The sequence below is a fragment of the Candidatus Pelagibacter sp. PS_16 genome (assembly GCF_059417965.1).
Genome location: NZ_CM182074.1, coordinates 1 through 24194, shown reverse-complemented (window position 1 = coordinate 24194; position 24194 = coordinate 1). Strand labels below are relative to the sequence as shown.

General features: G+C 28.5%; 23 protein-coding genes and 2 tRNA genes. 14 read left to right on the top strand and 11 right to left on the bottom strand.

The genetic code is table 11. The features are described 5' to 3' along the window. Positions 1 to 156 precede the first annotated feature (156 nt). A complete protein-coding gene (locus AC5SL0_RS00125; protein ID WP_494618269.1) occupies positions 157 to 927 on the top strand; it encodes an undecaprenyl-diphosphate phosphatase in 771 nt (256 codons plus the stop codon). Here the strand turns inward: AC5SL0_RS00125 and AC5SL0_RS00120 are convergent. The 4 genes from AC5SL0_RS00120 to AC5SL0_RS00105 all read right to left on the bottom strand — a co-directional run bounded on the left by AC5SL0_RS00120 (position 924) and on the right by AC5SL0_RS00105 (position 7447). Then, positions 924 to 1811, bottom strand: a complete 888-nt coding sequence (locus AC5SL0_RS00120) for a DMT family transporter (RefSeq protein WP_027306820.1) — start codon at positions 1809 to 1811, stop codon at positions 924 to 926. The two genes, AC5SL0_RS00125 and AC5SL0_RS00120, sit on opposite strands and share 4 nt — an antisense overlap. Positions 1812 to 1817: 6 nt before the next feature. Then, positions 1818 to 3089 (bottom strand): 2-oxo acid dehydrogenase subunit E2, encoded by a 1272-nt coding sequence (locus AC5SL0_RS00115; RefSeq protein WP_494618760.1) that lies wholly within the window; start codon positions 3087 to 3089, stop codon positions 1818 to 1820. Position 3090: 1 nt separating this feature from the next. Next, on the bottom strand, positions 3091 to 6129 hold the full coding sequence (aceE, locus tag AC5SL0_RS00110; protein ID WP_027306822.1) for a pyruvate dehydrogenase (acetyl-transferring), homodimeric type: 3039 nt from the start codon (positions 6127 to 6129) through the stop codon (positions 3091 to 3093). 130 nt (positions 6130 to 6259) lie between these two features. Next, entirely contained in the window at positions 6260 to 7447 is a 1188-nt protein-coding gene (locus AC5SL0_RS00105) for an acetyl-CoA C-acetyltransferase (RefSeq protein WP_494618268.1), read from the bottom strand. A gap of 75 nt (positions 7448 to 7522) precedes the next feature. Between AC5SL0_RS00105 and AC5SL0_RS00100 the strand changes: the two genes are divergently transcribed. The 6 genes from AC5SL0_RS00100 to AC5SL0_RS00075 all read left to right on the top strand — a co-directional run bounded on the left by AC5SL0_RS00100 (position 7523) and on the right by AC5SL0_RS00075 (position 12360). Continuing rightward, a tRNA-Arg gene (locus tag AC5SL0_RS00100) sits at positions 7523 to 7599 on the top strand. Between the two features lie 121 nt (positions 7600 to 7720). Beyond that, positions 7721 to 8146 (top strand): PaaI family thioesterase, encoded by a 426-nt coding sequence (locus AC5SL0_RS00095; RefSeq protein WP_494618266.1) that lies wholly within the window; start codon positions 7721 to 7723, stop codon positions 8144 to 8146. A 129-nt stretch (positions 8147 to 8275) separates the two neighbouring features. Next, positions 8276 to 10756, top strand: coding sequence for a helicase-related protein (locus AC5SL0_RS00090; RefSeq protein WP_494618265.1), 2481 nt, complete (start codon positions 8276 to 8278; stop codon positions 10754 to 10756). Then, positions 10756 to 11181, top strand: coding sequence for a tellurite resistance TerB family protein (locus AC5SL0_RS00085; RefSeq protein WP_006997481.1), 426 nt, complete (start codon positions 10756 to 10758; stop codon positions 11179 to 11181). The genes AC5SL0_RS00090 and AC5SL0_RS00085 overlap by 1 nt, the downstream gene beginning before the upstream one ends. Further along, the gene (fdxA, locus tag AC5SL0_RS00080) at positions 11178 to 11504 is read left to right on the top strand and encodes a ferredoxin FdxA (protein WP_006997482.1); all 327 of its coding nucleotides are present in this window, start codon (positions 11178 to 11180) and stop codon (positions 11502 to 11504) included. The genes AC5SL0_RS00085 and fdxA overlap by 4 nt, the downstream gene beginning before the upstream one ends. Continuing rightward, positions 11446 to 12360 carry a CarD family transcriptional regulator gene (locus AC5SL0_RS00075; protein ID WP_494618263.1) on the top strand — a complete coding sequence of 305 codons (915 nt, stop codon included), beginning with the start codon at positions 11446 to 11448 and terminating at the stop codon, positions 12358 to 12360. The genes fdxA and AC5SL0_RS00075 overlap by 59 nt, the downstream gene beginning before the upstream one ends. Positions 12361 to 12715: 355 nt before the next feature. Here AC5SL0_RS00075 and AC5SL0_RS00070 read toward each other — a convergent pair whose 3' ends face one another. Together AC5SL0_RS00070 and AC5SL0_RS00065 are read right to left on the bottom strand one after the other, a co-directional pair. Further along, the gene (locus AC5SL0_RS00070) at positions 12716 to 14422 is read right to left on the bottom strand and encodes an AMP-dependent synthetase/ligase (RefSeq protein ID WP_494618262.1); all 1707 of its coding nucleotides are present in this window, start codon (positions 14420 to 14422) and stop codon (positions 12716 to 12718) included. 7 nt (positions 14423 to 14429) lie between these two features. Then, positions 14430 to 14514 (bottom strand) — tRNA-Leu (locus AC5SL0_RS00065). Positions 14515 to 14582: 68 nt separating this feature from the next. Here AC5SL0_RS00065 and AC5SL0_RS00060 point away from each other — a divergent pair. The 3 genes from AC5SL0_RS00060 to AC5SL0_RS00050 are packed head-to-tail and all read left to right on the top strand — an operon-like array spanning position 14583 to position 16183. After that, complete coding sequence (locus tag AC5SL0_RS00060; RefSeq protein WP_494618260.1) at positions 14583 to 15179, top strand: YqaA family protein; 597 nt, start codon at positions 14583 to 14585, stop codon at positions 15177 to 15179. Beyond that, positions 15166 to 15666 (top strand): disulfide bond formation protein B, encoded by a 501-nt coding sequence (locus AC5SL0_RS00055; protein WP_494618258.1) that lies wholly within the window; start codon positions 15166 to 15168, stop codon positions 15664 to 15666. The genes AC5SL0_RS00060 and AC5SL0_RS00055 overlap by 14 nt, the downstream gene beginning before the upstream one ends. Further along, positions 15650 to 16183, top strand: coding sequence for a demethoxyubiquinone hydroxylase family protein (locus tag AC5SL0_RS00050; protein WP_006997488.1), 534 nt, complete (start codon positions 15650 to 15652; stop codon positions 16181 to 16183). The genes AC5SL0_RS00055 and AC5SL0_RS00050 overlap by 17 nt, the downstream gene beginning before the upstream one ends. Here AC5SL0_RS00050 and AC5SL0_RS00045 read toward each other — a convergent pair whose 3' ends face one another. Both AC5SL0_RS00045 and AC5SL0_RS00040 read right to left on the bottom strand, forming a co-directional pair. Further along, complete coding sequence (locus AC5SL0_RS00045) at positions 16184 to 16750, bottom strand: HNH endonuclease (RefSeq protein WP_494618257.1); 567 nt, start codon at positions 16748 to 16750, stop codon at positions 16184 to 16186. A gap of 51 nt (positions 16751 to 16801) precedes the next feature. Beyond that, on the bottom strand, positions 16802 to 17458 hold the full coding sequence (locus AC5SL0_RS00040) for an alpha/beta hydrolase (protein ID WP_271480236.1): 657 nt from the start codon (positions 17456 to 17458) through the stop codon (positions 16802 to 16804). A gap of 50 nt (positions 17459 to 17508) precedes the next feature. On the opposite strand from AC5SL0_RS00040, the gene AC5SL0_RS00035 reads away from it, so the two are divergent. Next, positions 17509 to 17712, top strand: a complete 204-nt coding sequence (locus AC5SL0_RS00035) for a twin transmembrane helix small protein (protein ID WP_018413748.1) — start codon at positions 17509 to 17511, stop codon at positions 17710 to 17712. On the opposite strand, the gene AC5SL0_RS00030 is transcribed toward AC5SL0_RS00035, so the two are convergent. Further along, the gene (locus tag AC5SL0_RS00030) at positions 17709 to 18224 is read right to left on the bottom strand and encodes a TlpA family protein disulfide reductase (protein ID WP_494618256.1); all 516 of its coding nucleotides are present in this window, start codon (positions 18222 to 18224) and stop codon (positions 17709 to 17711) included. The genes AC5SL0_RS00035 and AC5SL0_RS00030 overlap by 4 nt on opposite strands. 24 nt (positions 18225 to 18248) lie before the next feature. On the opposite strand from AC5SL0_RS00030, the gene argH reads away from it, so the two are divergent. From argH to AC5SL0_RS00015, 3 genes are all read left to right on the top strand, one after another. Beyond that, positions 18249 to 19637 (top strand): argininosuccinate lyase, encoded by a 1389-nt coding sequence (gene argH, locus AC5SL0_RS00025; protein WP_484013970.1) that lies wholly within the window; start codon positions 18249 to 18251, stop codon positions 19635 to 19637. 117 nt (positions 19638 to 19754) lie between these two features. Beyond that, on the top strand, positions 19755 to 20969 hold the full coding sequence (gene lysA / locus AC5SL0_RS00020; RefSeq protein WP_271625606.1) for a diaminopimelate decarboxylase: 1215 nt from the start codon (positions 19755 to 19757) through the stop codon (positions 20967 to 20969). Between the two features lie 12 nt (positions 20970 to 20981). Next, positions 20982 to 21683, top strand: a complete 702-nt coding sequence (locus AC5SL0_RS00015; protein ID WP_011281690.1) for a lysophospholipid acyltransferase family protein — start codon at positions 20982 to 20984, stop codon at positions 21681 to 21683. On the opposite strand, the gene dnaN is transcribed toward AC5SL0_RS00015, so the two are convergent. Together dnaN and dnaA are read right to left on the bottom strand one after the other, a co-directional pair. Next, positions 21680 to 22792, bottom strand: a complete 1113-nt coding sequence (gene dnaN, locus AC5SL0_RS00010; RefSeq protein WP_494618254.1) for a DNA polymerase III subunit beta — start codon at positions 22790 to 22792, stop codon at positions 21680 to 21682. The two genes, AC5SL0_RS00015 and dnaN, sit on opposite strands and share 4 nt — an antisense overlap. Then, entirely contained in the window at positions 22782 to 24194 is a 1413-nt protein-coding gene (gene dnaA / locus AC5SL0_RS00005) for a chromosomal replication initiator protein DnaA (protein ID WP_020169003.1), read from the bottom strand. Before dnaA ends, dnaN begins: the two co-directional genes overlap by 11 nt.

The window sequence follows — 24194 nt, the reverse complement described above, 5'->3', positions numbered from 1 at the left end:
TTAAGGTTTTATGTAATAAAAGACAAACAAGGTCAGTATATATGACCTTAAATTTTAAATAAATCCAATTAAATCTTAATATTTTAATTTATGCATATCTAATATGTTAAAATGGAATTGTTTAAATTATTGAATATTTAAGCTACGAAGCATTAAATGTTCTCAAATATTATTGAAATTATAATCTTATCAATAGTCCAGGGAATATCAGAATTTTTACCAATAAGTTCATCAGCTCACTTAAATATTGTTGAGATAATATTTGAGTTTAATTCTAACTCACTAATGATTGATGTTAGTCTCCATCTTGGCTCTTTACTTGCAATAGTTTTTTATTTTAGAAGAGAGTTATTAGACCTTAGAAATAATCAAAAGTTATTATCTTTATTAATTATTGGCTCAATACCAATTGTAATAGCTGGCTACGTAATCAGCTCCACAGGTCTAGTTAACCTATTAGAAAACAATTTAAAGATAATCGCTTGGACAACATTAATTTTTGGAATTATCTTATATCTCGCAGATAAAAGTAAATTTGATAAAAAAATATCATCTAACTTAAATTTTAAAACAATACTATATATTGGTTTGTTCCAAATGCTTGCTTTAATACCTGGTGTGAGTAGGGCGGGAATTACAATAACGGCTGCAAGACTTTTTAGATTTAATAGATTTGACTCAAGTAAAATTTCTTTTTTACTAGCTATACCTGCTATAGCTGGAGCAAGTGTACTGCAATTAAAAAATGTCATTGGTCAAAGCTTTGAGCTTAACTATCTTGTGCTAATATCTATCACTCTTTCTTTTTTATTTTCTTATTTTACAGTTAAGTTTTTCCTAGATTATATAAACAAATTTTCTTTAAATGTTTTTGTTATTTACAGAATAATTATTTCAATAATTCTATTTATAATAATATATAATTAATTTTTTTTTAATATTGGTGCTAATTGTGAAAACAAAACACCAAATAAAATAAATAAACATCCAAATAAATTATTTATATCTAAAATTTGATCTAATAAAATCCAAGCAGCTATTGTCGCAAAAACACCTTCTAACGAAAAGATTATTGCTGAGGGTGCAGGGGATATATTTTTTTGTGCATATATTTGTAAAACAAATGCAAGGCCTCCAGATAAAATTCCAGCATATAAGATTTGAAATTTTTCTTTAAGAATATTAGACCAAATAAAATCTTCAAAAATCAATCCTATAAATAATGACAAAGAGGAAACAATTAAAGTTTGAATCGCACCAATTGTTAATGGAAGATTATATTTTTCTATAATTTTACCAGTAAAAATAATGTGTGTACTCCAGAAAAATGCACCCATTATTATAAGTGCATCACCATTTCTAACTGTTGCGCTATAAAAATTAGTTAACAAATAACCTCCCATCACACAAAGAAGAACAGAAGGCCAAATACTCCAGTGAATTGGCTTTTTATACATGAAAAAAATTATAAACGGGACCATTGGCACATAAAAAATCGTAAAGAATGCAGCATTAGCAACATCTGTATAGAGTAAAGCTACTTGTTGAAGTGCTGATCCCAAAAATAAAGATAGGCCTATTAAAATAGCCAAGTTGATAAATTCTTTTTGATTTTTTTGTACTGATTTTGATATTTTTTTTCTTTCAAAAATAAAAGCTAAAGGAGCTACTACTAAAAAACCAACAAAAAACCTGACCGCATTAAAAGTGAAAGGGCCAATGTCGTCCATTCCAGTATCTTGAGCTATAAAAGTCGTTCCCCATATGAATGTACATAATAATGCACAAAATAATGATGATGTTTTTGACATTAATATCTATACAGCTAATTTATAAGCAAAATTTTTGCCTAAATTTTCTTTTAGATCATTATTAAATCTAGCTGCTTCAGCTCCATCAATTATTCTGTGATCATATGATAAAGAAAGCGGTAGCATTGTTCTTGTTTCAAATTTCCCATTAATAAAAATTTGTTTTTTTTGTGCCTTGCCTACTCCCAATATAGCAACTTCTGGATAATTTATTATTGGTGTAAAGAATGAACCTCCAATTCCTCCAAGACTCGTAATAGTCATAGATCCTCCAAAGAATTCTTTCTTATCTATTTTTAAATTTCTACATTGGTCACTTACTATTTTCAATTCATTGCTAATATATGAGATGCTTTTATTGTCAGCATTTCTAATTTTTGGCACCATTAAACCATGTGGGGTATCCACTGCAATTCCAACATGAAAATAGTTTTTCATTGTAATTTTTCCATTTTCAATATCATCTATTGAAGAGTTGAAACTAGGAAACTTTTTTAAAGATGCAACTAAAGCTTTAACAATAAAAGCTAATGGAGTAATTTTTTTTCTCTCACCTGTATACATATCGGTAAGTGAAGTTCTAAAATCTTCCATTTCAGTTATATCTGCTTCATCATGATTTGTGACATGAGGTATTGTTGTCCAAGAATTAACTAAATATGTAGAGGCTAATTTTTTAACCCTAGGCATATCTTTAACTTCAATTTCACCAAAATCAGAATGGGAATATTCACTAACAATTTTTTTTGATTGAACTTCGGTCTTATCTGGAGCTTTATTAATTTTAGAGGATATAAAATTTTTTACATCATCTTCCACAATTCTTCCCTGTCTTTCACTACCAACTATTTCATTAATATTAACCCCAAGTTCTCTAGCAAATTTACGTACTTTTGGGCTTGCAGATGAAATTTCTGAATTATCTTTTTTTATTGTATTTTGTGCTGGATTGACTTTTGCAATTTTTTCTACTTGATTTTGATTTGTAACTTGTTCTGCTTCTTTAATAGTTTTTTGTTCTATCTTTTCTTCTTCTTCTCCGGACTGTTCTATAGTTAATATTAAATCACCTTCTGAAACCCTATCTCCCACTTTAATTTTAACAGACTTAACCTTTCCATCAAAAGAAGCTGGTATTTCAACACTAGATTTGTCACTCTCAATTGTAATAAGTGGATCATTTTTAGAAACTGACTGGCCATTTGAAACTAGCACCTCAATTACCTCAACGTCTTTAAATTCACCAATATTTGGTACTTTAATCTCTTTATCTGACATCTTATAGTTTTGTTGGCATTGGTTTGCTGCCATCAATATTATACTTCTTTATGGCTTCTTTAGCGTATTTAGAAGCTATCAGTTGCTCTTTTGCTAACACACTCAGTCCATAGGCAACAATATGCTCTTTATCAACTTCAAAAAATTTTCTAAGGTTTTTTCTAGTGTCACTTCTTCCATAACCATCTGTCCCTAAAGAATAAAAACTTTTATTTGTATAAGGTCTAATTTGATCAGAATTCATTCTCATATAATCTGAGGCTGCCATAATCGGTCCTTCAGTTTTTCCTAAACACTGTTCTACAAATGAAACTTTTTGTTCTTTATCAGGGTTTAAGAGGTTATACCTTTCAACTTCCATACCATCTTTTCTCAACTCATTAAAGCTAGTAACACTCCAAATTTCACTATCTATCTGATATTCATTTTGAAGAATTTCTGCTGCAGACATCATTTCTCTCAATATTGTACCTGAGCCTAAAAGTTGAATTTTTGTTTTTCCATATCTATTAAATTCTTTAATCTTGTACATTCCTTTAAGAATTCCTTCTTCACAATTTTTATCTTTTGGCATTCCTGGATGTGAATAGTTTTCATTCATGGTTGTGATATAATAAAAAACATTTTCATTTTTTTCATGCATTCTTCTCAAGCCTTCTCTAAAAATAACAGCTAACTCATAATGAAAAGTTGGGTCATATGTTACACAATTTGGTATCGTTGAAGCTATCAAGTGACTGTGTCCATCTTGATGTTGTAATCCTTCACCAGCCAAAGTAGTTCTTCCAGCTGTTGCTCCAATTAAAAAACCTCTGGCCTGACTATCTCCAGCAGCCCATGCAAGATCTCCTATTCTTTGAAAACCAAACATTGAGTAAAAAATATAAATTGGAATCATTTCAATATCATGATTCGTGTAAGCTGTTGCAGCTGCAATCCATGATGACATTGCTCCAGCTTCATTAATTCCTTCCTCTAATACTTGTCCACTTTTATCTTCTCTATAAGAACTTAACTGCGCAGAATCTTCAGGTTCATATTTTTGACCTTCATGCGCATATATTCCTATCTTTTGAAAAAATCCTTCCATGCCAAAAGTTCTTGCTTCATCGGGAATAATTGGGACTAACCTCGGTGAAACATTCTTGTCTCTTAGTAAATTTGTAAACATTCTAACTAATGCCATGGTTGTAGACATTTCTTTTTCACCTGTTGATACTTTCATAAAATCAAAAATATCTTTTGCTGGTGCTTTTATTGGCTTTGCGTAAGTTGTTCTCTCTGGCAAAGAACCCCCAAGGTTCATTCTTCTTTCCTTGATATATTTAATTTCCGGAGATTTTTCATCTGGCTTAAAATACTCTACATTTTTTACTTGATCGTCAGTTAAAGGCACATCAAAACGATCTCTATAATATAGCAAATCATCTACGTCTAATTTCTTAGTTTGATGGGTTGTGTTAACACTTTCACCTGTTTTTCCCATGCCATAACCTTTGATGGTTTTAGCGATTATAACCGTTGGACTGCCTTGATTTTTTGATGCCTGATCATATGCTGCATAAACTTTATGAGGATCATGACCACCTCTATTCAATCTCCAAATATCTTTATCTGACAAACTAGAAACTAGCTCTTGTGTCTCTGGATATTTTCCAAAAAATTTTTCTCTAACGTAAGCTCCATCTCTAGCCTTCATTGCTTGATACTCACCATCAACAGTTTCGTTCATAGCTTTAACTAAATGACCTGTTTTATCATTAGCAATCAGTGAGTCCCAGTAAGAACCCCAAATTACTTTAATTACATTCCAACCAGCTCCTCTAAAACTTCCTTCTAGTTCTTGAATAATTTTTCCATTACCTCTAACAGGTCCATCTAATCTTTGAAGATTACAGTTTATTACAAATATTAAATTATCCAGTTTTTCCCTAGAAGCTAACCCTATAGCACCTAAAGACTCAGGCTCATCCATTTCTCCATCACCAAGAAATGCCCAAACTTTTCTACCTTCATCTTTAATTAATCCTCTATTAATTAAATATTTCATATATCTCGCCTGGTAAATTGCAAGCATAGGTCCTAATCCCATTGACACAGTTGGAAACTGCCAAAACTTTGGCATCAACCAAGGGTGTGGATATGAAGAAAGTCCCCCTGGTTTTACTTCTTGTCTAAAACTATCTAATTGTTTTTCATTTAATCTGCCTTCTAAAAATGCTCTAGCATAGATGCCTGGTGCACTATGACCTTGAAAATAAACTAAATCACCACCAAATTTATTATTTTTAGCTCTCCAAAAATGATTCATTCCTACATCATAAAGTGTTGCTGCAGATGCGAATGTTCCTATATGACCACCTAATTCAGGAAATTTTTTATTTGCTCTCACAACCATGGCTGCTGCATTCCATCTAATTAAAGATCTAATTCTTCTTTCAATGTTCTGATCTCCATTGGACTTGACTTCTGCCTCTGGTGGGATTGTATTTATGTAAGGAGTGTGTTGTGTATAAGGAATATTTGCACCTTCTTGATATGCTTTATTAATTAATTCTTTTATCAAAAAATGAGCTCTTTGATTTCCATCTTTTTCAACAACTGCAGATAAAGACTCTAACCAATCTTGTGTCTCTAATGGATCAATATCATTTTCATTTGTAACTTGAATTATTGTTTGTTTTTTTTCTGGGGCTGGACTTTGTTGAATAGCTTCTTCTTTTTTTTCATTCTTTAAAACAGATTCTGCTTGTTTAATAATACTTTCTGTATCTTTAGGAATTGGCTTTTCTGAAGGGCTTTCTTTTGAAGACTCAATACTTAATAATATGTCTCCTTTAGAAACTTTATCACCCACTTTAATATTTACAGATTCTATCTTACCAGAAACTGTTGATGGAATTTCAACACTAGATTTGTCACTCTCAATGGTAACAACAGGATCATTTAAGTTTATTTGATCTCCAACTTTTACTAAAAGTTCAATGACCTCAACTTTTTCAAATTCACCAATGTCCGGAACAAGTAATTTTTCACTCATTATTTTAAATCGATTTATACACTTAAAAAAAACTATATCTCATGTTATTTTAGCACAATAATAAGCCTTTTTGTGCAAACCTGTATTTTTATTGAACAAAAAACTTTAAAATTAACAAATAAATAAGAGGTTAATTTCTCTGAATGCACATGGCTATTCCCATTCCACCACCAATACAGAGGGTGGCACAACCTTTGCTTTTATTTCGTCTAATCATCTCATGAATAAGGGTTACTAAAATTCTGGTTCCTGAAGCCCCAATTGGATGTCCTATTGCAATTGCCCCACCATTAACATTTACAATCTCTTTAGGAATTTTAAGATCTCTAATTACAGCAATACTTTGAGCTGCAAATGCTTCATTTATTTCAAATAAATCGACATCTTCTCTCCTCCATTCAGCTTTTTCTAAAGCTAAATTAACAGCCTGAATTGGACCTAACCCCATCAACGAGGGTTCAACACCACAAGTTGCCCAAGAGACTACTTTAGCTAAAGGCTCTATATCTCTAAGTTCTGCTTCTTCTCTAGACATTAATATAGTTGCAGCAGCACCATCATTGATTCCCGATGAATTACCTGCGGTGACTGTTCCATTTTCTTTAAAAACAGTTTTTAATTTTTTTAAATCCTCTAAGTTTAGATTATTTCTTGGATGTTCATCTTTTTCGAAAATAAAATTTTTATCATCTGTATCAATCTTTAATTTGATCAGCTCATTTTTAAATCTATTTTCATTTGTAGCTTTTTGAGTTTTTTCTTGAGAATTTAATGCAAATAAATCTTGTTCATCTCTAGAAATTTTATATTTTTCTGCAACATTTTCAGCAGTTATTCCCATGTGATAATTGTTAAATGAGTCTATTAATCCATCATTAATCATCGTATCTACTAACTTATTTTCATCTAGTTTTTTATTTTCTCGATAAAATATAGCATGTGGTGCTCTAGACATATTTTCTTGTCCACCAGCAACTATAATTTTATTTTCACCTAGTTTAATAGACTGATATCCTGAAATTACAGATCTTAATCCAGATCCACATACTTGATTGATTATATGTGCAGGTTTTGAAACTGGAATTCCAGCATGAATAGAAGCTTGTCTTGCTGGGTTTTGCCCTAATCCAGAAGTCAAAACATGTCCCATAATCACCTCATCAATATCGTCTGATTTTAATTTTGATTTATAGACAGCTTCTTTAATAGCTAATGCACCTAATTTATCAGCACTCAAACCTTTTAAAGATCCTTTATATGTGCCTATAGGTGTTCTTAATGCAGCTGTAATAACTACATCATCTAGTTTTTTGGTCATTGCTAATACAACATAATATTTTATAAGTTAAATTACATTAAAAACTTTGATATACTGAGTAAATTATTTAATTAAGGACCGCTGGCCAAATTGGATAAGGCGCTCGGCTACGAACCGGGAGATTCCAGATTCGAGTTCTGGGCGGTCCACCAAAAAGGATAAATAACAATGTTAGATTGGCTACTAAAATCATCATTACAAAAATCAGTTATATATTTTTTTATAATTGTTTTTATAATTTTATTAATTTTAACTTTCATACTATAAATAACTATGAGTAATGAATTTGAGCAAATAAGTATTAAGCCTGGTTTTATGAAACACAATGGTGGTGTTTTATTTAGAACTATTTCTGAAACAGAATATGAATTTAAAACTACAATTAATGAAAATCATTTAAATGCTGCTGGGATAACTCACGGTGGTTATTTATCAGCCTTAATTGATGCAGGAGCGGGGACTGCTGCACATAGAGCATCTGGAAATGCACCTTGTGTAACCATTTCATTAGACTTAAAATTTATTGGTGCATCTAAAGTGGGAGATGAAATCACCGGTTTTACAAGAATTTTAAAAAAAACAAATTCACTAGTATTTTTGTTTTGTGAACTAAAATGTAACGATAAAATTATAACCTCTGCTTCAGGTATATGGAAAATTTTAAAAATAAAATCTTCTAACTTAGGTCCAGGTGGTTAATTTTTAATAATTTTATAAACTTTAAAATGAGAACTTTTCTCTAATGATTCGGTCATGTTTTAACCTATTTTTGTTCTTTATGGACAACAATATATGGTGGAGTAAAAATTTAAGGTACCATCAATAGAAATGTCTAAAAATAAAATTACAGCTGTTCTTGGTCCAACAAATACCGGCAAAACCTATCTTGCAATAGAAACAATGCTTTCTTTTGATTCGGGAATGATTGGATTTCCATTACGTTTACTTGCAAGAGAGGTATATGACAAAATTATAAAAAAAATAAGCTCTGATAAAGTTGCATTAATCACGGGTGAAGAAAAAATAATTCCTCCTAATGCAAAATATTTTCTTTGCACAGTAGAATCTATGCCAATCAATAAGCATTTAGATTTTGTGGGTATTGATGAAATACAAATGTGTGCAGATCATGAGAGAGGTCATATTTTTACTGATAGATTGTTAAATCTTCGTGGCGAAAAACTAACGATGTTTATGGGCTCTAGCACTATTAAAAATATAGTTAATAAATTGAATGAAGACACTGAGTTTATAAATAGAGAAAGACTTTCAAAACTTACCTATGTAGGGCATAAAAAAATATCAAGAATAAATAGAAAAACTGCAATAATAGCTTTTTCAACTGAAGAGGTTTATGCAATTGCGGAACTTGTACGTAGACAAAAAGGTGGAGCAGCTATTGTTATGGGCTCTCTAAGTCCAAAAACAAGAAATGCACAGGTTGAATTATATCAATCAGGAGATGTTGATTTCCTAGTTGCTACAGATGCAATTGGTATGGGAATTAATATGGATTTAGAAAATGTATATTTTTCAAACCTTAAAAAATTTGATGGTAAAAAATTAAGACGTCTTAATATGTCTGAGATTGGGCAAATTGCAGGAAGAGCAGGCAGATATTTAAATGATGGTAGTTTTGGAGTGACTGGAGACTGCAAAGATATTTCAGCTGAGGAAGTAGAATTACTTGAAAATCATAAATTTGAAGAAATTAGAATGTTATTTTGGAGAAATTCTAATTTAAATTTTAATAACGCTTTAAGTTTAATTAAATCACTTGAAGAAAAACCCAATAAAGATTGGTTAAGGAAAATACACGAGTGCGGAGATGAAAAAGTATTAAAATATTTTTTAAAAGATATGGAAGGTAACAAAATTGAAAACAACAGAGAAACACTTGAATTACTTTGGGAGTGTTGTCAAATTCCAGACTTTGTGAAAAAAACATATGGAAATCATATTGAAGTTGTTGGCAAGGTATTCAATTTTTTAAATAGTAATTATGGTAAAATTACCAATGATTATATGAGATTACAGTTGATGAAATTAGATAAATTAGAAGGAAATGTAGATTCTTTGTCAAATAGAATTGCAAATGTTAGAACTTGGTCTTATGTTTCCAATAAAATTAATTGGGTTGAAAACCAAGATTATTGGATAGAGAAAACAAAACTATTAGAAGATAGATTATCAGATAGACTACATGAAGAACTTACAAAAACATTTATTGATAAACGAGCCAGCGTACTCGCACGAGGCTTAAACCAAGATATGGATTTTAAAACTGAAATAATGGAAAACGACAAAGTAATAATTGATGAGCAGTTTATTGGTGATTTAAAAGGTCTAAAATTTGAAATGGACTTAAAAGTTGGGGCTTTAGAAACTGACATTAAATCATTGAAAAAGGCAGCAAGACAGACTGTGGGGCCCGAGCTTCAAAAAAGAGTTCAGTTAATCATAGAAACAGGTCTAATTGAATTAAAAGATGATTTTAAAATCTATTGGAAAAATTTTCCTATTGCAAAATTAGTAACCGGAAAAGATTATTTAAATCCAGATATACTTTTAATAGTAGATGATCTTTTAGATAATAATGACAAACAAAAATTATCAGAATTTATTGAAAAATGGGTTAATGAAAAAATTAATTTAATACTAAAAAGTTTAATTGATCTAAGAAATTTAAAAGAAAGTAACTCATCCATTAAAGCTTTAGCTTATCAATTGTATGAAAGCAATGGTGTAGTTAAAAGAGAAATGGTTACCGAATACTTAAAAAAACTTGGGCAAGATGAAAGAAAAATTTTAAGAGACTTAGGGGTGAAGTTTGGGCGTTATCATATTTTTTTATTCAAACTATTAAAACCTGAAGCAGTTTCTTTAAGAACTTTATTATGGAAAAATTTTAACCAAAAGTATTTTGAGTTGACGCCACCTACGTTTGGTTTAAATTTTTTAGATGACAAAAATAAAAGAAATAAAAAATTTATGCTTTTATGTGGATTTGAAAATTTTGATAATTATTTTGTTAGAATTGACATCTTAGAGAGATTATTTATGCTAATTATTAACGCTAGCCCCGAAAAGGATAAAGAAATTAAACTAGTACCAGAGATGCTTAATTTATTAGGATGTAGTAAAGATAACTTTAAGAAATTGATTGAAAAAATGAATTATAAAACTTTAGAAAAAGACAATGATATGTATTTTAGATATAATCCAAAAAAACAAATTAAAAAAACTTTTAAAAAAATAGATACTTCAAACAGCCCATTTAGAGTATTGAAAAACTTAAATTTGAATTAATGATTAGCTTTTTTAAAAATAAAGAAAAAAATGAACCTCAGGATAACTCTTATTCTAAAATTGCTGCCTTGCTAATTCATGCAGCAAAAATAGATGAGGCTTATGAAAAAAAAGAAGAAGATATTATTAAAGAAACGCTTATTGATTTAGGCGCACCGGTCTCTGAGATAGATAAAATTATGTCTGAAGCAATAATTGTTGAAGATAACTCAAATCAAATATTAGATTTTACAAGAGAAGTAAAAAATGTTCCAGATTCTGATAAAATTAAAATAATTGAGTCATTATGGAAAATAATCTATTCAAACGATAGTGCTGACATTTATGAAACAAACTTAATGAGAAGACTCTCAGGTTTACTATATGTGGATGCCAAGACAATGGGAGACTTGAAGTTAAAAGTAAAAAGTGAATTGGGAAAATGACATACGTTGTAAATGATAAATGTATTAAGTGTAAACTAATGGACTGCGTTGAAGTCTGTCCTGTTGATTGCTTTTATGAAGGCAAAAATATGCTTGTAATTAAACCGGAGGAGTGTATAGATTGTGGCGTTTGCGAGCCAGAATGTCCAGTAGATGCGATAGTAGCAGATACTGAGTCTGGGAGCGAAAAATGGCTTGAACTAAATACAAAGTATTCTGAAATTTGGCCAAATATAACTATTAAAAAAGATCCTCCAGAGGATAATGAAAAATATAAAAATGAAGAAAACAAGTACGACAAATATTTTAGCGAAAATCTTTAAAAAAACTCCTGAGAAAAAATTAAAAAAAAAAACTAAAGCAAAGGTAGCAAAAAAGCCTACGCTTCCTAAAGCTAAAGTTGTAAAAAAAAAAATTCCAGTAAAAAAAACTAAAACAATAAAAACAACTCCAACTAAAATTAAAAAAAATTTAAAAACAGTCTCTAAAAAAGCTGTTCCAGAAAAAGTAGAAATTAAAACTGATAATTTAAGAATTTCAAAAAGTAATGAAGTTAAGCCTGAAATTAAAAAGGTAAAAAAACAAGAAACAGAAAAAAGAGAATATAAAGTTAAAGATTACGTTGTTTATCCAAAACATGGCGTTGGCCAAATTACAGAGTTTAAAAAAATTAACATTGGTGGAATTGATGTTGAAACTTATGTTCTTAAATTTGAAAAAGACAAAGCCAATGGTATGGTTCCTGTAAATAAGCAATCTCATCTTAGACCTCTTGCAACAATAAATCAGGTCAATAAATGTATATCTATTTTAAAAAGCAAGCCAAAAATTAAAAGATCTATGTGGAGTAGAAGAGCACAGGAATATGAAGCAAAAATTTCTTCAGGCAAAATCTATGAGCTTGCAGAAGTTGTTAGAGATTTAAATAAAGGTGACGACTTAATGGTTGATCAATCATACAGTGAAAGACAGTTGTTTGAAAAAGCTTATGAAAGAATTTTATCTGAATTTCAAATAGTGATGGGTGTATCATTAGAAGATACCCAGAAAAAATTAGATAAAGCTTTAAAGAGAAATTTGGAGGGCCAAGCAAAAGCTGTGGCTGCACCAACTAAGATTAAAGAACCTATCACAGAATCTGACACAGACTCAGAGCCAATTACCGATACTGAGGATTAAAAATTAGGGCAAAAAAAAACGCCTCTCACACATAACGTTATGAGAAGCGTTTTTTGAAAAGTCTAAGATACTATCTTTTTCTTTTCTTCGCTTTTTTAGCTTTTTTAGCTTTTTTCTTAGTTTTCTTTTTAGCTTTTTTAGCTTTTTTCTTTGTAGCCATCTTTAGCTCCCTGTTTAAGTTAAACGAATCAAAGTGATTCGCTGTTAACTTATTTTTATTTTTTTATACAAGTGATGTCAATTCATTAATTAATTGGCAAATTACAAATTTATTTTTTAAAAAAAATTTTTTTTAAAATTTTTGTTATGTTAAAAACATTAACGTTTATGCGACTTATGATGTCTTTTATAAAAATTAATTAAAAAGTTTTTCTAACTCATTTTGATAAGTTTTTATAATTTTATATCTTTTTAATTTTAAAGTAGGGGTCATCATATTGTTTTCAATTGTAAATTGATTTTTAATTACAAAAAACTTTTTTATTTTTTCTATTTTACTTAAATTTTTATTTATTTTTTCTATTTCTATTTTAATTTCTTCATTCTTTATATTTTTATATTCTGAGCTTAAAACAATTAAACAAACTAGATAAGGTTTATTATCACCATAAACTAAACTTTGCTCTATGTAATTAGATTTATTTAAATCACTCTCTATTTTGATTGGAGAAATATTATCTCCACCTGGAGTTATAATTATATCTTTTTTTCTATCTGTTATTTTTAAAAACTCGCCATCAAACTCTCCAATGTCACCTGTAGATAACCATCCATTCTTTAAAACTTTATTTGTTTCTTCTTCATTATTCCAGTAACCCAACATCACATTTTCTCCTTTAACCAGAATCTCACCATCATTTGCAATTTTAACTAGATTTCCCCTAAATGGTTTGCCCACAGTTTCTACCCTGATTTCATTAATAGAATTACAGCTTACTACAGGAGATGTTTCGGTTAATCCGTACCCTTGTAACGTTGAGAGACCAATTGCATTTAAAAAGCAACCCACTTCTTTATCTAACGCTCCTCCTCCTGAAATAAATGCCTTTAAATTTCCACCGAATTGTTCTTTGATTTTCTTTCGTACTAAAAGATCACAAACCAAATTTATTAAGCTTTCTATTAATGAAAATTGTACTCTATTTAATTTCTTATTTCCAAGTTTGATAGTTTGATTGATTAAGAATTTTTTTATTCCTGTGGCTTTACTAAAATTAGTATTTATTTTTTGATGTAAATTTTGATAAAATCTAGGAACGGCCGTCATTATCTCAGGTGAACAATTTCCCATATTTTTTATAAGTTTTTCTATACTCTCAGCATAGAATACCTGTGCTCCCACGACTATTTGAACAAATTGGACTGTATGTTCGTATGAATGAGAAAGGGGTAACCATGTCAAAAATTTAGGTTTTTTTGAGACAAACTCTTTTAATAAACCGAGGGCTCCCTCACAATTGTTTAAAATTCCACCATGGCTTAATACAACTCCTTTTGGATTGCCCTGGGTACCAGATGTATAAATTATAGAAGCAATATCTTTTCTTTGAATTTTTAATTCAGAAAAATTTAAGGAATTAAAGTTTTTATTAGCAAAAATTTGATTAATACTTACATGAAGTTCTTGGTCAAATTCTTCAATTACATCAAAAAAAATAATTTTTTTTATAAATTTTTTTTTAGGTATAATATTTTTTACTTTTAAATACTGTGTCTTATCAGAAATGATTAAAACAGTTGGCGTACAATCATCAATTATATACTCATAGTCTCTTTCTACATAAGTTGTGTAAGCTGGAACTGTTATGCCCTCTGAAAGCATAATAGATAAATCTGATATCATCCACTCTGGTCTATTTTCTGATATTAACAAGCATCTATCACCTTTTTTTATATATCTTGATATTTCTTCAGAAAGTTTAATGACATTTGAATACACATCCTCCCAAGAATATTTTTTTTCAACTTCTTTTAAGGACTGTAAAAACACACTTGTTTTATCTTGTGTAAGATACTGTTTATAAAATAGTTCTAATAAATTATTAATTTTGTTTATTTCCATAAAATATTGGTGGGCGAAGAGAGAATCGAACTCTCACTTCTTGCGAAACACGATTTTGAGTCGTGCGCGTCTACCAGTTCCGCCACTCGCCCTTTGTTTTCCTTATTATAACTATAAAATTAAATAGTATAAGAACATAATTTATATTAAAAACAAAAAAATGCTTAATGAATTATATCAAAAAACTTTAAAACTTGCTGCCCACAAGAAGTCAAATACTTATCTTGCAATTTTATCTTTTACTGAAAGTTCTTTTTTTCCAATCCCACCTGACGTTATGATTGCTCCAATGGTTATTGCAAAAAAAAATGATTACTTAAAAATTTTTTTAATAGCTACTTTGTTTTCTTCACTTGGAGGTATCCTTGGATATTTTATTGGATCTTATTTTTTTGATCTTGGAATGATTGTAGTAGAATTTTATAATTATGAAGAAAAGGTAATTAATCTTAAAAATAGCTTATCTGAGGGAAGTGGTCTTTATGTGTGGCTTGCTACATTATTTCTTGCTGGGTTTACGCCTTTGCCCTTTAAAGTATTCACAATAACAAGTGGTATGATTGGTTTTAATTTGCCTATATTTTTCCTTATTTGTCTATTTTCTAGAGGGTTGAGATTTTTTATCGTCTCATACCTATCATATAAATTTGGTGATATTTTTACCAAGTTTATGAAAACTGATGCTGCAAAATGGTTTACAATTTTAGGTATTATAATTGTATTAATTTTTACCCTAATATATTTTGCAATTAAATAACACAAACATGATTAACCGAAAAACTACACTTCATCTTATATTGTTATTCAGTATTTTTGCTCTTTTAGCAGCCTATTTTATTGAACATATTTTGGGTCATCAACCGTGCAATCTTTGTTTAATTGAAAGAATACCTTATGTTGTTTCAATAGTTATAATTTTACTTTTTATTTTTATTCAAAAGTTTGAAAGATTTTTTTTAATAATTTTAAGTATTACATTTATTATAGCATTCTCTATTTCGTTTTATCATTTTGGAATAGAGCAAGGCTTTATAAAAGAGTCTTTAGTTTGTGACCTAAATTCTAATAATGCAAATTTGACTAAAGAAGCTCTTCTAAATCAGCTAAAAGAGGTTACAGTTAGCTGTAAAGATGCAACGTTTAAAATTTTAGGATTATCTCTTGCTACAATAAATATTTTTATCTCTTTAATAATCACAACTATAACTATAAAACTTTTCTTAACTTATGAAAAAAACAAATAAAGAAAAAGTAAAAGAATTTATTCGAGTTGATCACGCAGGTGAACGAGGTGCAATAAAGATTTATGAAGGCCAATTACTAGCTCTAAATACATTTGTTAAAGATGAAAACCTTAAAAAGAAAATTGAAGAAATGAAAATTCACGAAAAAGAACACTGTGAATATTTTGAAAATGAAATTAAAAAAAGAAATATAAAACCTACAAAGTTTTTACCTTTATGGGATTTGCTTGGTGTAGGACTTGGTTTTGGCTCAACAATGCTTGGGAAAAAAGCTGCTATGCTATGCACTGCCTCAGTGGAAGAAGTAATTGACGAACATTATCTAAATCAAATTAATGAGTTAGAAAACGATGAGAAAAAATTAAAAGAAAAAATAATTAAATTTAGAGAAGATGAGCTGCATCATAAAGATATAGCCTATAAAGAAGGTGCAACTAAAAAAGGAATGTATTCTATTCTGGATAAATTAATTAAAACTGGATCAAAAATTGCTATTAATATTTCTGAGAAAATTTAATTAAGCTTCTAACTCAACATCCCAATACAAATAATCCATCCAGCTCTTGTGTAGGAAATTTGGTGGGAAATTTTTACCATTTTTATGTAGGTCTTCTGTAGATGGCTGATATGGCTTTTGATTTAAGCCCATATCCAAATTTTTTAATAACCTTCCACCTTTTTTTACATTGCATGAAGAACAAGCAGTTACAACATTATCCCAGTTGGTTTGTCCACCTTTGGATCTTGGAAGTAAATGATCAAAAGTAAGATCTTCACCACTTCCACAGTATTGACATGAAAATTTATCTCTTAAAAAAACATTAAATCTTGTGAAGCTAGGATTAGACTGTGGTTTTATAAAACTTTTTAATGCAATAACACTTGGTAATCTCATATTAAACGATGGACTCCTAATAACTCTGTCATAATTACTAACTATAACAACTCTATCCAAAAAAACAGATTTTATAGAATCTTGCCAGCTCCATAAAGACAATGGATAATAACTTAAAGGCCTATAATCTGCATTTAACACTAGCGCAGGACATTTTTCTAAAGACAAATTCTGATCGTTAAAAATCATTATAAAAAACTCTAACTGAAAAAAAATAATTTATCAATAAGTAGAATTTAATTATATTTGAAAGTTATTTTTAATATAATTTAAAGCCGCGCTTGATGCCTCAATAGGAATATGATGTTCACAATTCTTTATCATTTTGGTTTCAATTTCAATATTATTTCTAATTAGGAAATCTTTTGCCTCTAATAAAAATGTTGGTGACACAACTGCGTCTTGATCACCATGTATCAATAGCATTTTAGTAGAAGAAGATTTTCTCATACTAAGATCATCTTGATTAATTATCTTACCAGAAAAACCAACAATACAATTATAATTTTGATTGCTAGTTAAACCTAAATTAATAGACATCATGCATCCTTGACTAAATCCTGATAAGCAAATTTGAGAATTATTAAGATTATATTCACTTTTAACTTCTTCAATATATTTTTGGAGTTTATTTTCTGCTTTTTTAGATTCTTCTAGAATATAACTTGGATCATCTTTAGTTAAATCAAACCATTGAAAACCTGCTGGGTTAATTTTACATTCTTCATGACCATCTGGACATAAAAAAATAGTATTAGGCAAAAATCTTTTCCAATTTAAGGTCAACATACTTATGTCTTTCCCATCACCCCCATAACCGTGCAGTAAAATAATAGCATTTTTAATTGGTATATCTTTTTCTGGCTTAATAATTGTAGTTGATAGACAAAGTGTCATAGATGTTTTTATTATGTTTTTTTTATTAAAAATTATTCTACAATAGTTTCATGATAACAGGAACATTAGTTAAAATTTTAGGTATTGTGCTTTTAATAGTTGTAGCAGTCGTCTTGATCTTAGGAATTGGAACTTTGTTCAAAGGTGGCGAAACTAGCAAAAAATATTCGAATAAACTGATGCAGCTAAGAGTGTTGCTGCAATTCATTGCTATAGTAGCATTGGTTAGTTTTGCTTATTTCTTTAAAGATTAATCGTATTGTTTTAGCCAATTAATAAAATCCAAATTATTAAAATCAATAGATCCCATAATACGCCCAAACTCTTCACCTTTTTTATTAAATAAAATAGTTGTAGGAACTCCCCTTAAAGAAAATTTTTTAGCCAAAGTAATTGGCGCATCAAAATATATCTCTAGATTTTGAATATTTAGTTCTCTAAAAAAAGAATCTGATTTAGAGAAATTTTCCTGACCAATATTAATAGGAAAAATTTTTAAGTTATCAAAATTACTATTTGACTGTAAGTCATCTAGAGATGGCATCTCCTCTCTGCAAGGAGCACACCAAGTAGCCCAAAAATTCAATATTAACAATTTTCCTTTAAAATCATCTAAATTTACATCATAATTATTCGAGTCTTTAAAAACTACTCCCTCATATATTTTTGTATTTTTTGATAAAACTAAATTTTTTATATTAGGTTTTTCTAGTGCATAACTAATGTTGCTAATTATTAGGTAGATAAATATTAATAATAATTTCATGCTAAATATGTATAATTAATTATCATGGTAAAAAATAAAAACAATATGGCAATATGGGGATCAAGAATAAAGAAAGATGCCTCAACTTTGTTTCAAAAAGTTGGTAATTCAATAGATATTGATAAAAAGCTTTTTCAAGAAGATATTTTAGGATCAATCGCACATGTTGAGATGTTATTTAGACAAAAAATTATTTCTTTTAAAATTAAGAATAAGATAATTTTTGGACTTAATAAAATTGAGAAAGAAATTTTAAAAAATAAATTTGAATATAATAAAAAATATGAAGATATTCATATGAATATTGAAAAAAGATTATTTCAAATTATAGGAGAAGAGGCTGGATATGTTCACACGGCTAGATCTAGAAATGATCAGGTAATTACTGATTTTAAAATGTGGACGACTTCAGCAACTAAAGAAATTAATAAGAATTTAGACAATATTATTAAAACCATTCTCAAAATTTCAGAAAAAAATATTGAAACCATAATGCCTGGGTTTACTCATTTAAAAAATGCACAAGCTGTATCTTTTGCCCATTATTTAATGTCTTATGTAGAAATGTTTAATAGGGACAAAAAAAGATTTACCTATAATTTAGAAAGTTTATCAGAAAATCCTTTGGGTGTTGCCGCTTTAACAGGTACTTCTTTTAATATTGACAGAAATTTTACTTCAAAAAAACTAGGCTTTAAAAGACCAACAAATAATTCAATTGATACTGTTGCAGATAGAGATTTTGTTCTAGATTTTTTATATAGCGCTTCTGTTTGTTCAATGCATATTTCAAGAATTGCTGAAGAGCTTATTATTTGGAACTCTGATGGATTCAACTTAATTGCACTTTCAGATAAAGTGGTAACTGGTTCTTCGATAATGCCTCAAAAGAAGAATCCCGATTTGTTAGAATACTTAAGAGGGAAAACTGGAATGGTTTATGGAAATTTATTTTCAATGCTGACAATTCTTAAAGGACTTCCCATATCTTATTTTAAAGATCTTCAAGATGACAAAGAAATACTCTTCAAATCTAATGAAATCCTCAATAATAGTATTGCTATTCTTAATGAGGTTTTAAAAAATCTAAAGCCTAATAAACAACAAATGTTAGACCTTGCTAACTCAGGCTATATTACAGCTACTGACTTAGCTGACTATCTTGTTAAAAATCATTCAATGCCATTTAGAAAAGCGTATCAAACTACAGCTTCTATTGTGAATTATGCAGAGAAAAAAAAGAAAAAATTGAATGAATTAAATATTGACGAACTAAAGAAAATTGAACCAAGGCTCACAATTGAAGTTTTAAAGATATTTAATGTGAAAAACTCTGTTAACTCTAAAAAATCTTATGGTGGAACGTCTTTTGATAATATCAAAAAAATGATAATGAAATATAAAAAGACGTAAAATGATAAAAAAACTAATTTTAATTTTTATAATTTGTTCTTTCTTGTTTTCATGTGGAAAAAAAGGAGATCCTCAATATGAGGGGAATGAAATGGTTTTTCCAAAGTCAGTAGATTGATGAAATATATAAATAAAAACTTAACAATTGAAAAAGTTAATGTTCAAAAAATAGCAAAAAAGTTTGGTACACCAACTTATTGTTATTCACACAAACGGCTAACAGAAAATATAAAAAATTTTAAAAAAAATTTTAGCTCTTTTTCTCCATTGATTTGTTTTGCTGTCAAATCCAATACTAATGTAAATCTGATAAGAGAAATTAGAAAATTAGGGCTAGGTGCTGATGTTGTTTCAATGGGTGAGTTAATGATGGCTCTAAAAGCAGGTATAGACCCAAAAAAAATTGTTTTTTCGGGCGTGGGTAAAACTTCAAAAGAAATAAGTTATGCAATTGATAAAAAAATTTTATTAATAAATGCTGAGTCTAAAAGTGAAATTATTGAAATTGAAAAAATTGCAAAATCAAAAAAAAAAATAGTTAATATAGGTATTAGACTTAATCCCAATACAGATGCTAAGACATTAAAACAAATTTCAACTGGAAAAAAAGAAAACAAATTTGGTGTAGATGAAAAAACTTTTTTTGAATTAGTAAATTTTACAAATCATTCTAAAAATATTAACCTTAAATGCTTAAGTGTTCATATTGGTAGTCAAATTTTAGATCACAAACCATATGAAAAAATGCTCAATGTAGTGAATAAAATAATAAAAAAAAGTGGTCATATCTTTGAATTTATTGATCTAGGTGGGGGCATGGGTATTTCTTATGAAAAAAATAGTAAAAAACTTAACTATCAAAAATATAACATTGCTATACAAAAATTTTTAAAGGACCAAAAAACAAAAATAATATTTGAACCTGGTCGATCTATAGTTGGTAATATTGGATTTTTAATTTCTCAAGTTATTTATATAAAGGAAAATACTAAAAAAGATTTCATCATATTAGATGCTGCAATGAATGATCTTATGAGACCTGCATTATATGGTGCAAATCACCAAACTATACCTGTAGTAAAAAATAATAGAATTTCAAACAAAACTTATGAATTTGTAGGACCAATTTGTGAAAGTACAGACAAATTTACAACTATAAAAGGTTTTCAGAAATTAAAAGAAAAAGATCTTGTGATAATGTGTGATGTTGGAGCTTATGGAATGTCACTAAGCTCAAATTACAATGTAAGACCAAAACCAGCAGAATTAATAATTAAAGGATCAAAGATTAATATTATTAAAAAAAGACAAAAACTAAAAGATTTGATTTAGTTTTTGATTAATATGATAAGAAATTTTTTATTTTCATTATTTTTTTTCTTAGGAATAGTTTTAATTTCCATAATTTTCTTGCCAGCAATTTTACTACCAAAAAAAATAGTTTTATTTGGTGGAAAAATTATGGGCTTTTGGACTTCTTTATGTTTAAAAATATTTTTATCAACAAAGATAATCATTAAAGGTAGGGAAAACATAATTAGAGGAAAAAAATTTTTTATAGCTGCTTCACACCAGTCAATGTTTGAAACTTTTTTTTTACAAACTATTTTTAATTCTCCTGTTTTTATTTTAAAAAAAGAATTGCTAATGATTCCTATATTTGGCTGGTATTTAAAAAAAATAGGGTCAATTTCAATTAAAAGAAATAAAATTTCTAAAGAAAACTTAGGTTTTTTCGATGATATTTCTAAACAAGTGAAATTATCTGAAAGACCTTTAATAATTTTTCCACAAGGAACAAGACTTTCTGCAGAAGATAGAACTCCTTTTAAAAAAGGATCTGGTAGAATTTATGAAGAATTAAATATTCCATGCCAACCAATCGCAATCAATTCTGGTAATACCTGGCCAAAACATGGTTGGAAAAAAATTAATACCACTCTAACTGTTTCAATTTTAAAACCTATTGAACCTGGACTAAGCAAGGAAATTTTTACAAAAGAATTGGAAAAAACTATTTATACTGAACTTGATACTTTAAGCTAGCCTTTCATAGGCATTACAACAAATATACTGTCAAAATCGCCTGGATCTTTAATTAATGCCGGAGACCCAGTATCATTGAAAAAAATTTCAATCTTATCTCCATCAAGTTGTGCTGCTACATCAATTAAATATCTAGAATTAAAACTTATTTCTAGATCATGATCAAACTTTACAGTTAAACTTTCTTTTCCATCACCACTATTTGTGTTGTTAACTGATAAGTTTAAAACGTCTTTTGACAAATTAAATTTAACTCCATCTTTTTTATCTAATGAAACTGAAGCAACTCGATCAACAGAGTCTAAAAATAATTTTAAATCTATTTCTAACTTCTTTTGATTATTCTTAGGTATTACCTGAATATAATTTGGAAATTTTCCATCAATTAACTTAGATATTAATATACTATTATTTAATTCAAATTTTATTTTAGATTTAATATTTGAAATTTTAACATCACCATCATAACTTTCTAACAATGAGCATAGTTGAAAAATTGTTTTTTTAGGAAGTATTATTGGTTCAAAATCTACTTGCTGGTCTAATCTTATTTTTGAAATAGACATTCTATGACTGTCTGTAGCTGCTGCTGTTAAAAAATTTTTATCTTCAGTTTGTGTTTGATGAAAAAAAATTCCACTTAAATAGTGTCTTGTTTCATCATTTGAAACTGAAAATTTACATTTATTCAATAATTTCAATAATTGTTTTGATTTTATAGAAAATTCATTTTGATTAAAGTTTTCATCTGTTAGTGGAAACTCAGATGTACTAATACAATTTAAATTAAAAACAGACTTTTCAGACTCAACTTGAAGTTTGCTAACGTCTGTTAAAGATAAATTAATTTTTTTTCCTGACGAAAATTTTCTTATGATGTCATACATAATAGATGACGTGGTAGTTGTGTTTCCTTCTTCTATAACTTCTACATTGTTAATTTGATGAATAAATATTAAATCTAAATCTGTTGCTGTAATTGTTAGGTTAGAATTACTCGCATTTAATAAAACATTTGACAAAATAGGGAGTGTGCTTCTTTTTTCAATTACGCCTTGGCAATAATTAAGTGCTTGTTGCAGATCTTGTTGATTAACGTTAAATTTCATTTTCTTTATTATACAATATCTGATTTTTTAGATTATTAATATTGTTTGTCATTTCTGGATCTTTTTCCTTCAATTTTTCAATGGTTTTAACTGAATGAATGATTGTTGTATGATCTCTATTAGAAAATTCTCTTCCAATTTCAGGTAATGACTTAGATGTCAAAATTTTTGTTAAATATATTGCTGTTTGTCTTGGTCTTACAAGATATCTAGATCTTCTTGAAGAAAGCATCTCACTTTTACTAATTTTGAAGAACTTACATACGGTTGATTGTATTAAATCTATTGTTACTTTGTTTTCTCCAATATTTAATAGATCTTTTAAAACTACTTTAACCTCTGATAAATTTGGAACTTTGTTGTAAATTCTTGAAAAAGAAACAACTCTATTAATTGCTCCTACTAACTCTCTAATACTTGTGGTTATTTCTGTGCTTATAAACTTTTGTATTTCTTCTGAAATATTTACTTGATTTGAGTAAAAAATGTTTAGTTCCTCTGTTTTTTGTTTAACAATTTTACTTCTAAGTTCATAGTCAGGTTTTTGTATATCCACAACAAGACCTCCAGCAAATCTTGATTTAATTCTATCTTGGATTCTTGATAATTTGTTCGGAGCTCTATCGGCAGAGATTATAACTTGTGAGCCTTTATCTAATAGTGCATTAAACGTATGAAAAAACTCTTCTTGCATTGCTTCTTTACCATTCATGAATTGAATATCGTCTATCAATAATATGTCAGTATTTCTAAAATACTCTTTAAACTTCACCATATCATTAGATTTGATTGATTTTACAAACTGATACATAAATCTCTCAGCAGAAATAAACATAACTTTGTTTTTTTCTTTTAATGAAAGACCAATTGAATTTAATAAATGTGTTTTTCCCATTCCAACTCCTCCATAAATATAAAGTGGATTATAATGAGAAATATTTTCTGAAACTTTCATGGATGCTTCATAGGCAAGTTTATTACTTGTTCCTGTTATAAAATTATCAAATCTTTTATTTGGGTCTATTCTGTTATATTGTAAGTATGTATCTTTAATGAATGATACGTTTTCATTATTTTCATTTTTAGTAAAATTATTTTCTATCTCATTTTCAGAATTTTTTTCAATAATCTTAAACTCTATTCTTGTTAAATCTTTCTTATACGTTTTTACTATTTGCAAAATTTGGTCTAAATATCTTGAAGTAATCCAGTCTCGAATAAATCTAGTAGAAACCGAAAGTAAGACATAGCTATTCATCTCTTCAACAAAGTCTATCTTTCTAAGCCAGCTTTCATATATATCGCTACCTAGCTTATTTTTCATATCCTTTTGAATTAAAGCCCAATCTAAAGCTTCAGATGAAACATCTTTTGTACTTTGTGTTGTGTTGTTGCTTGTCAT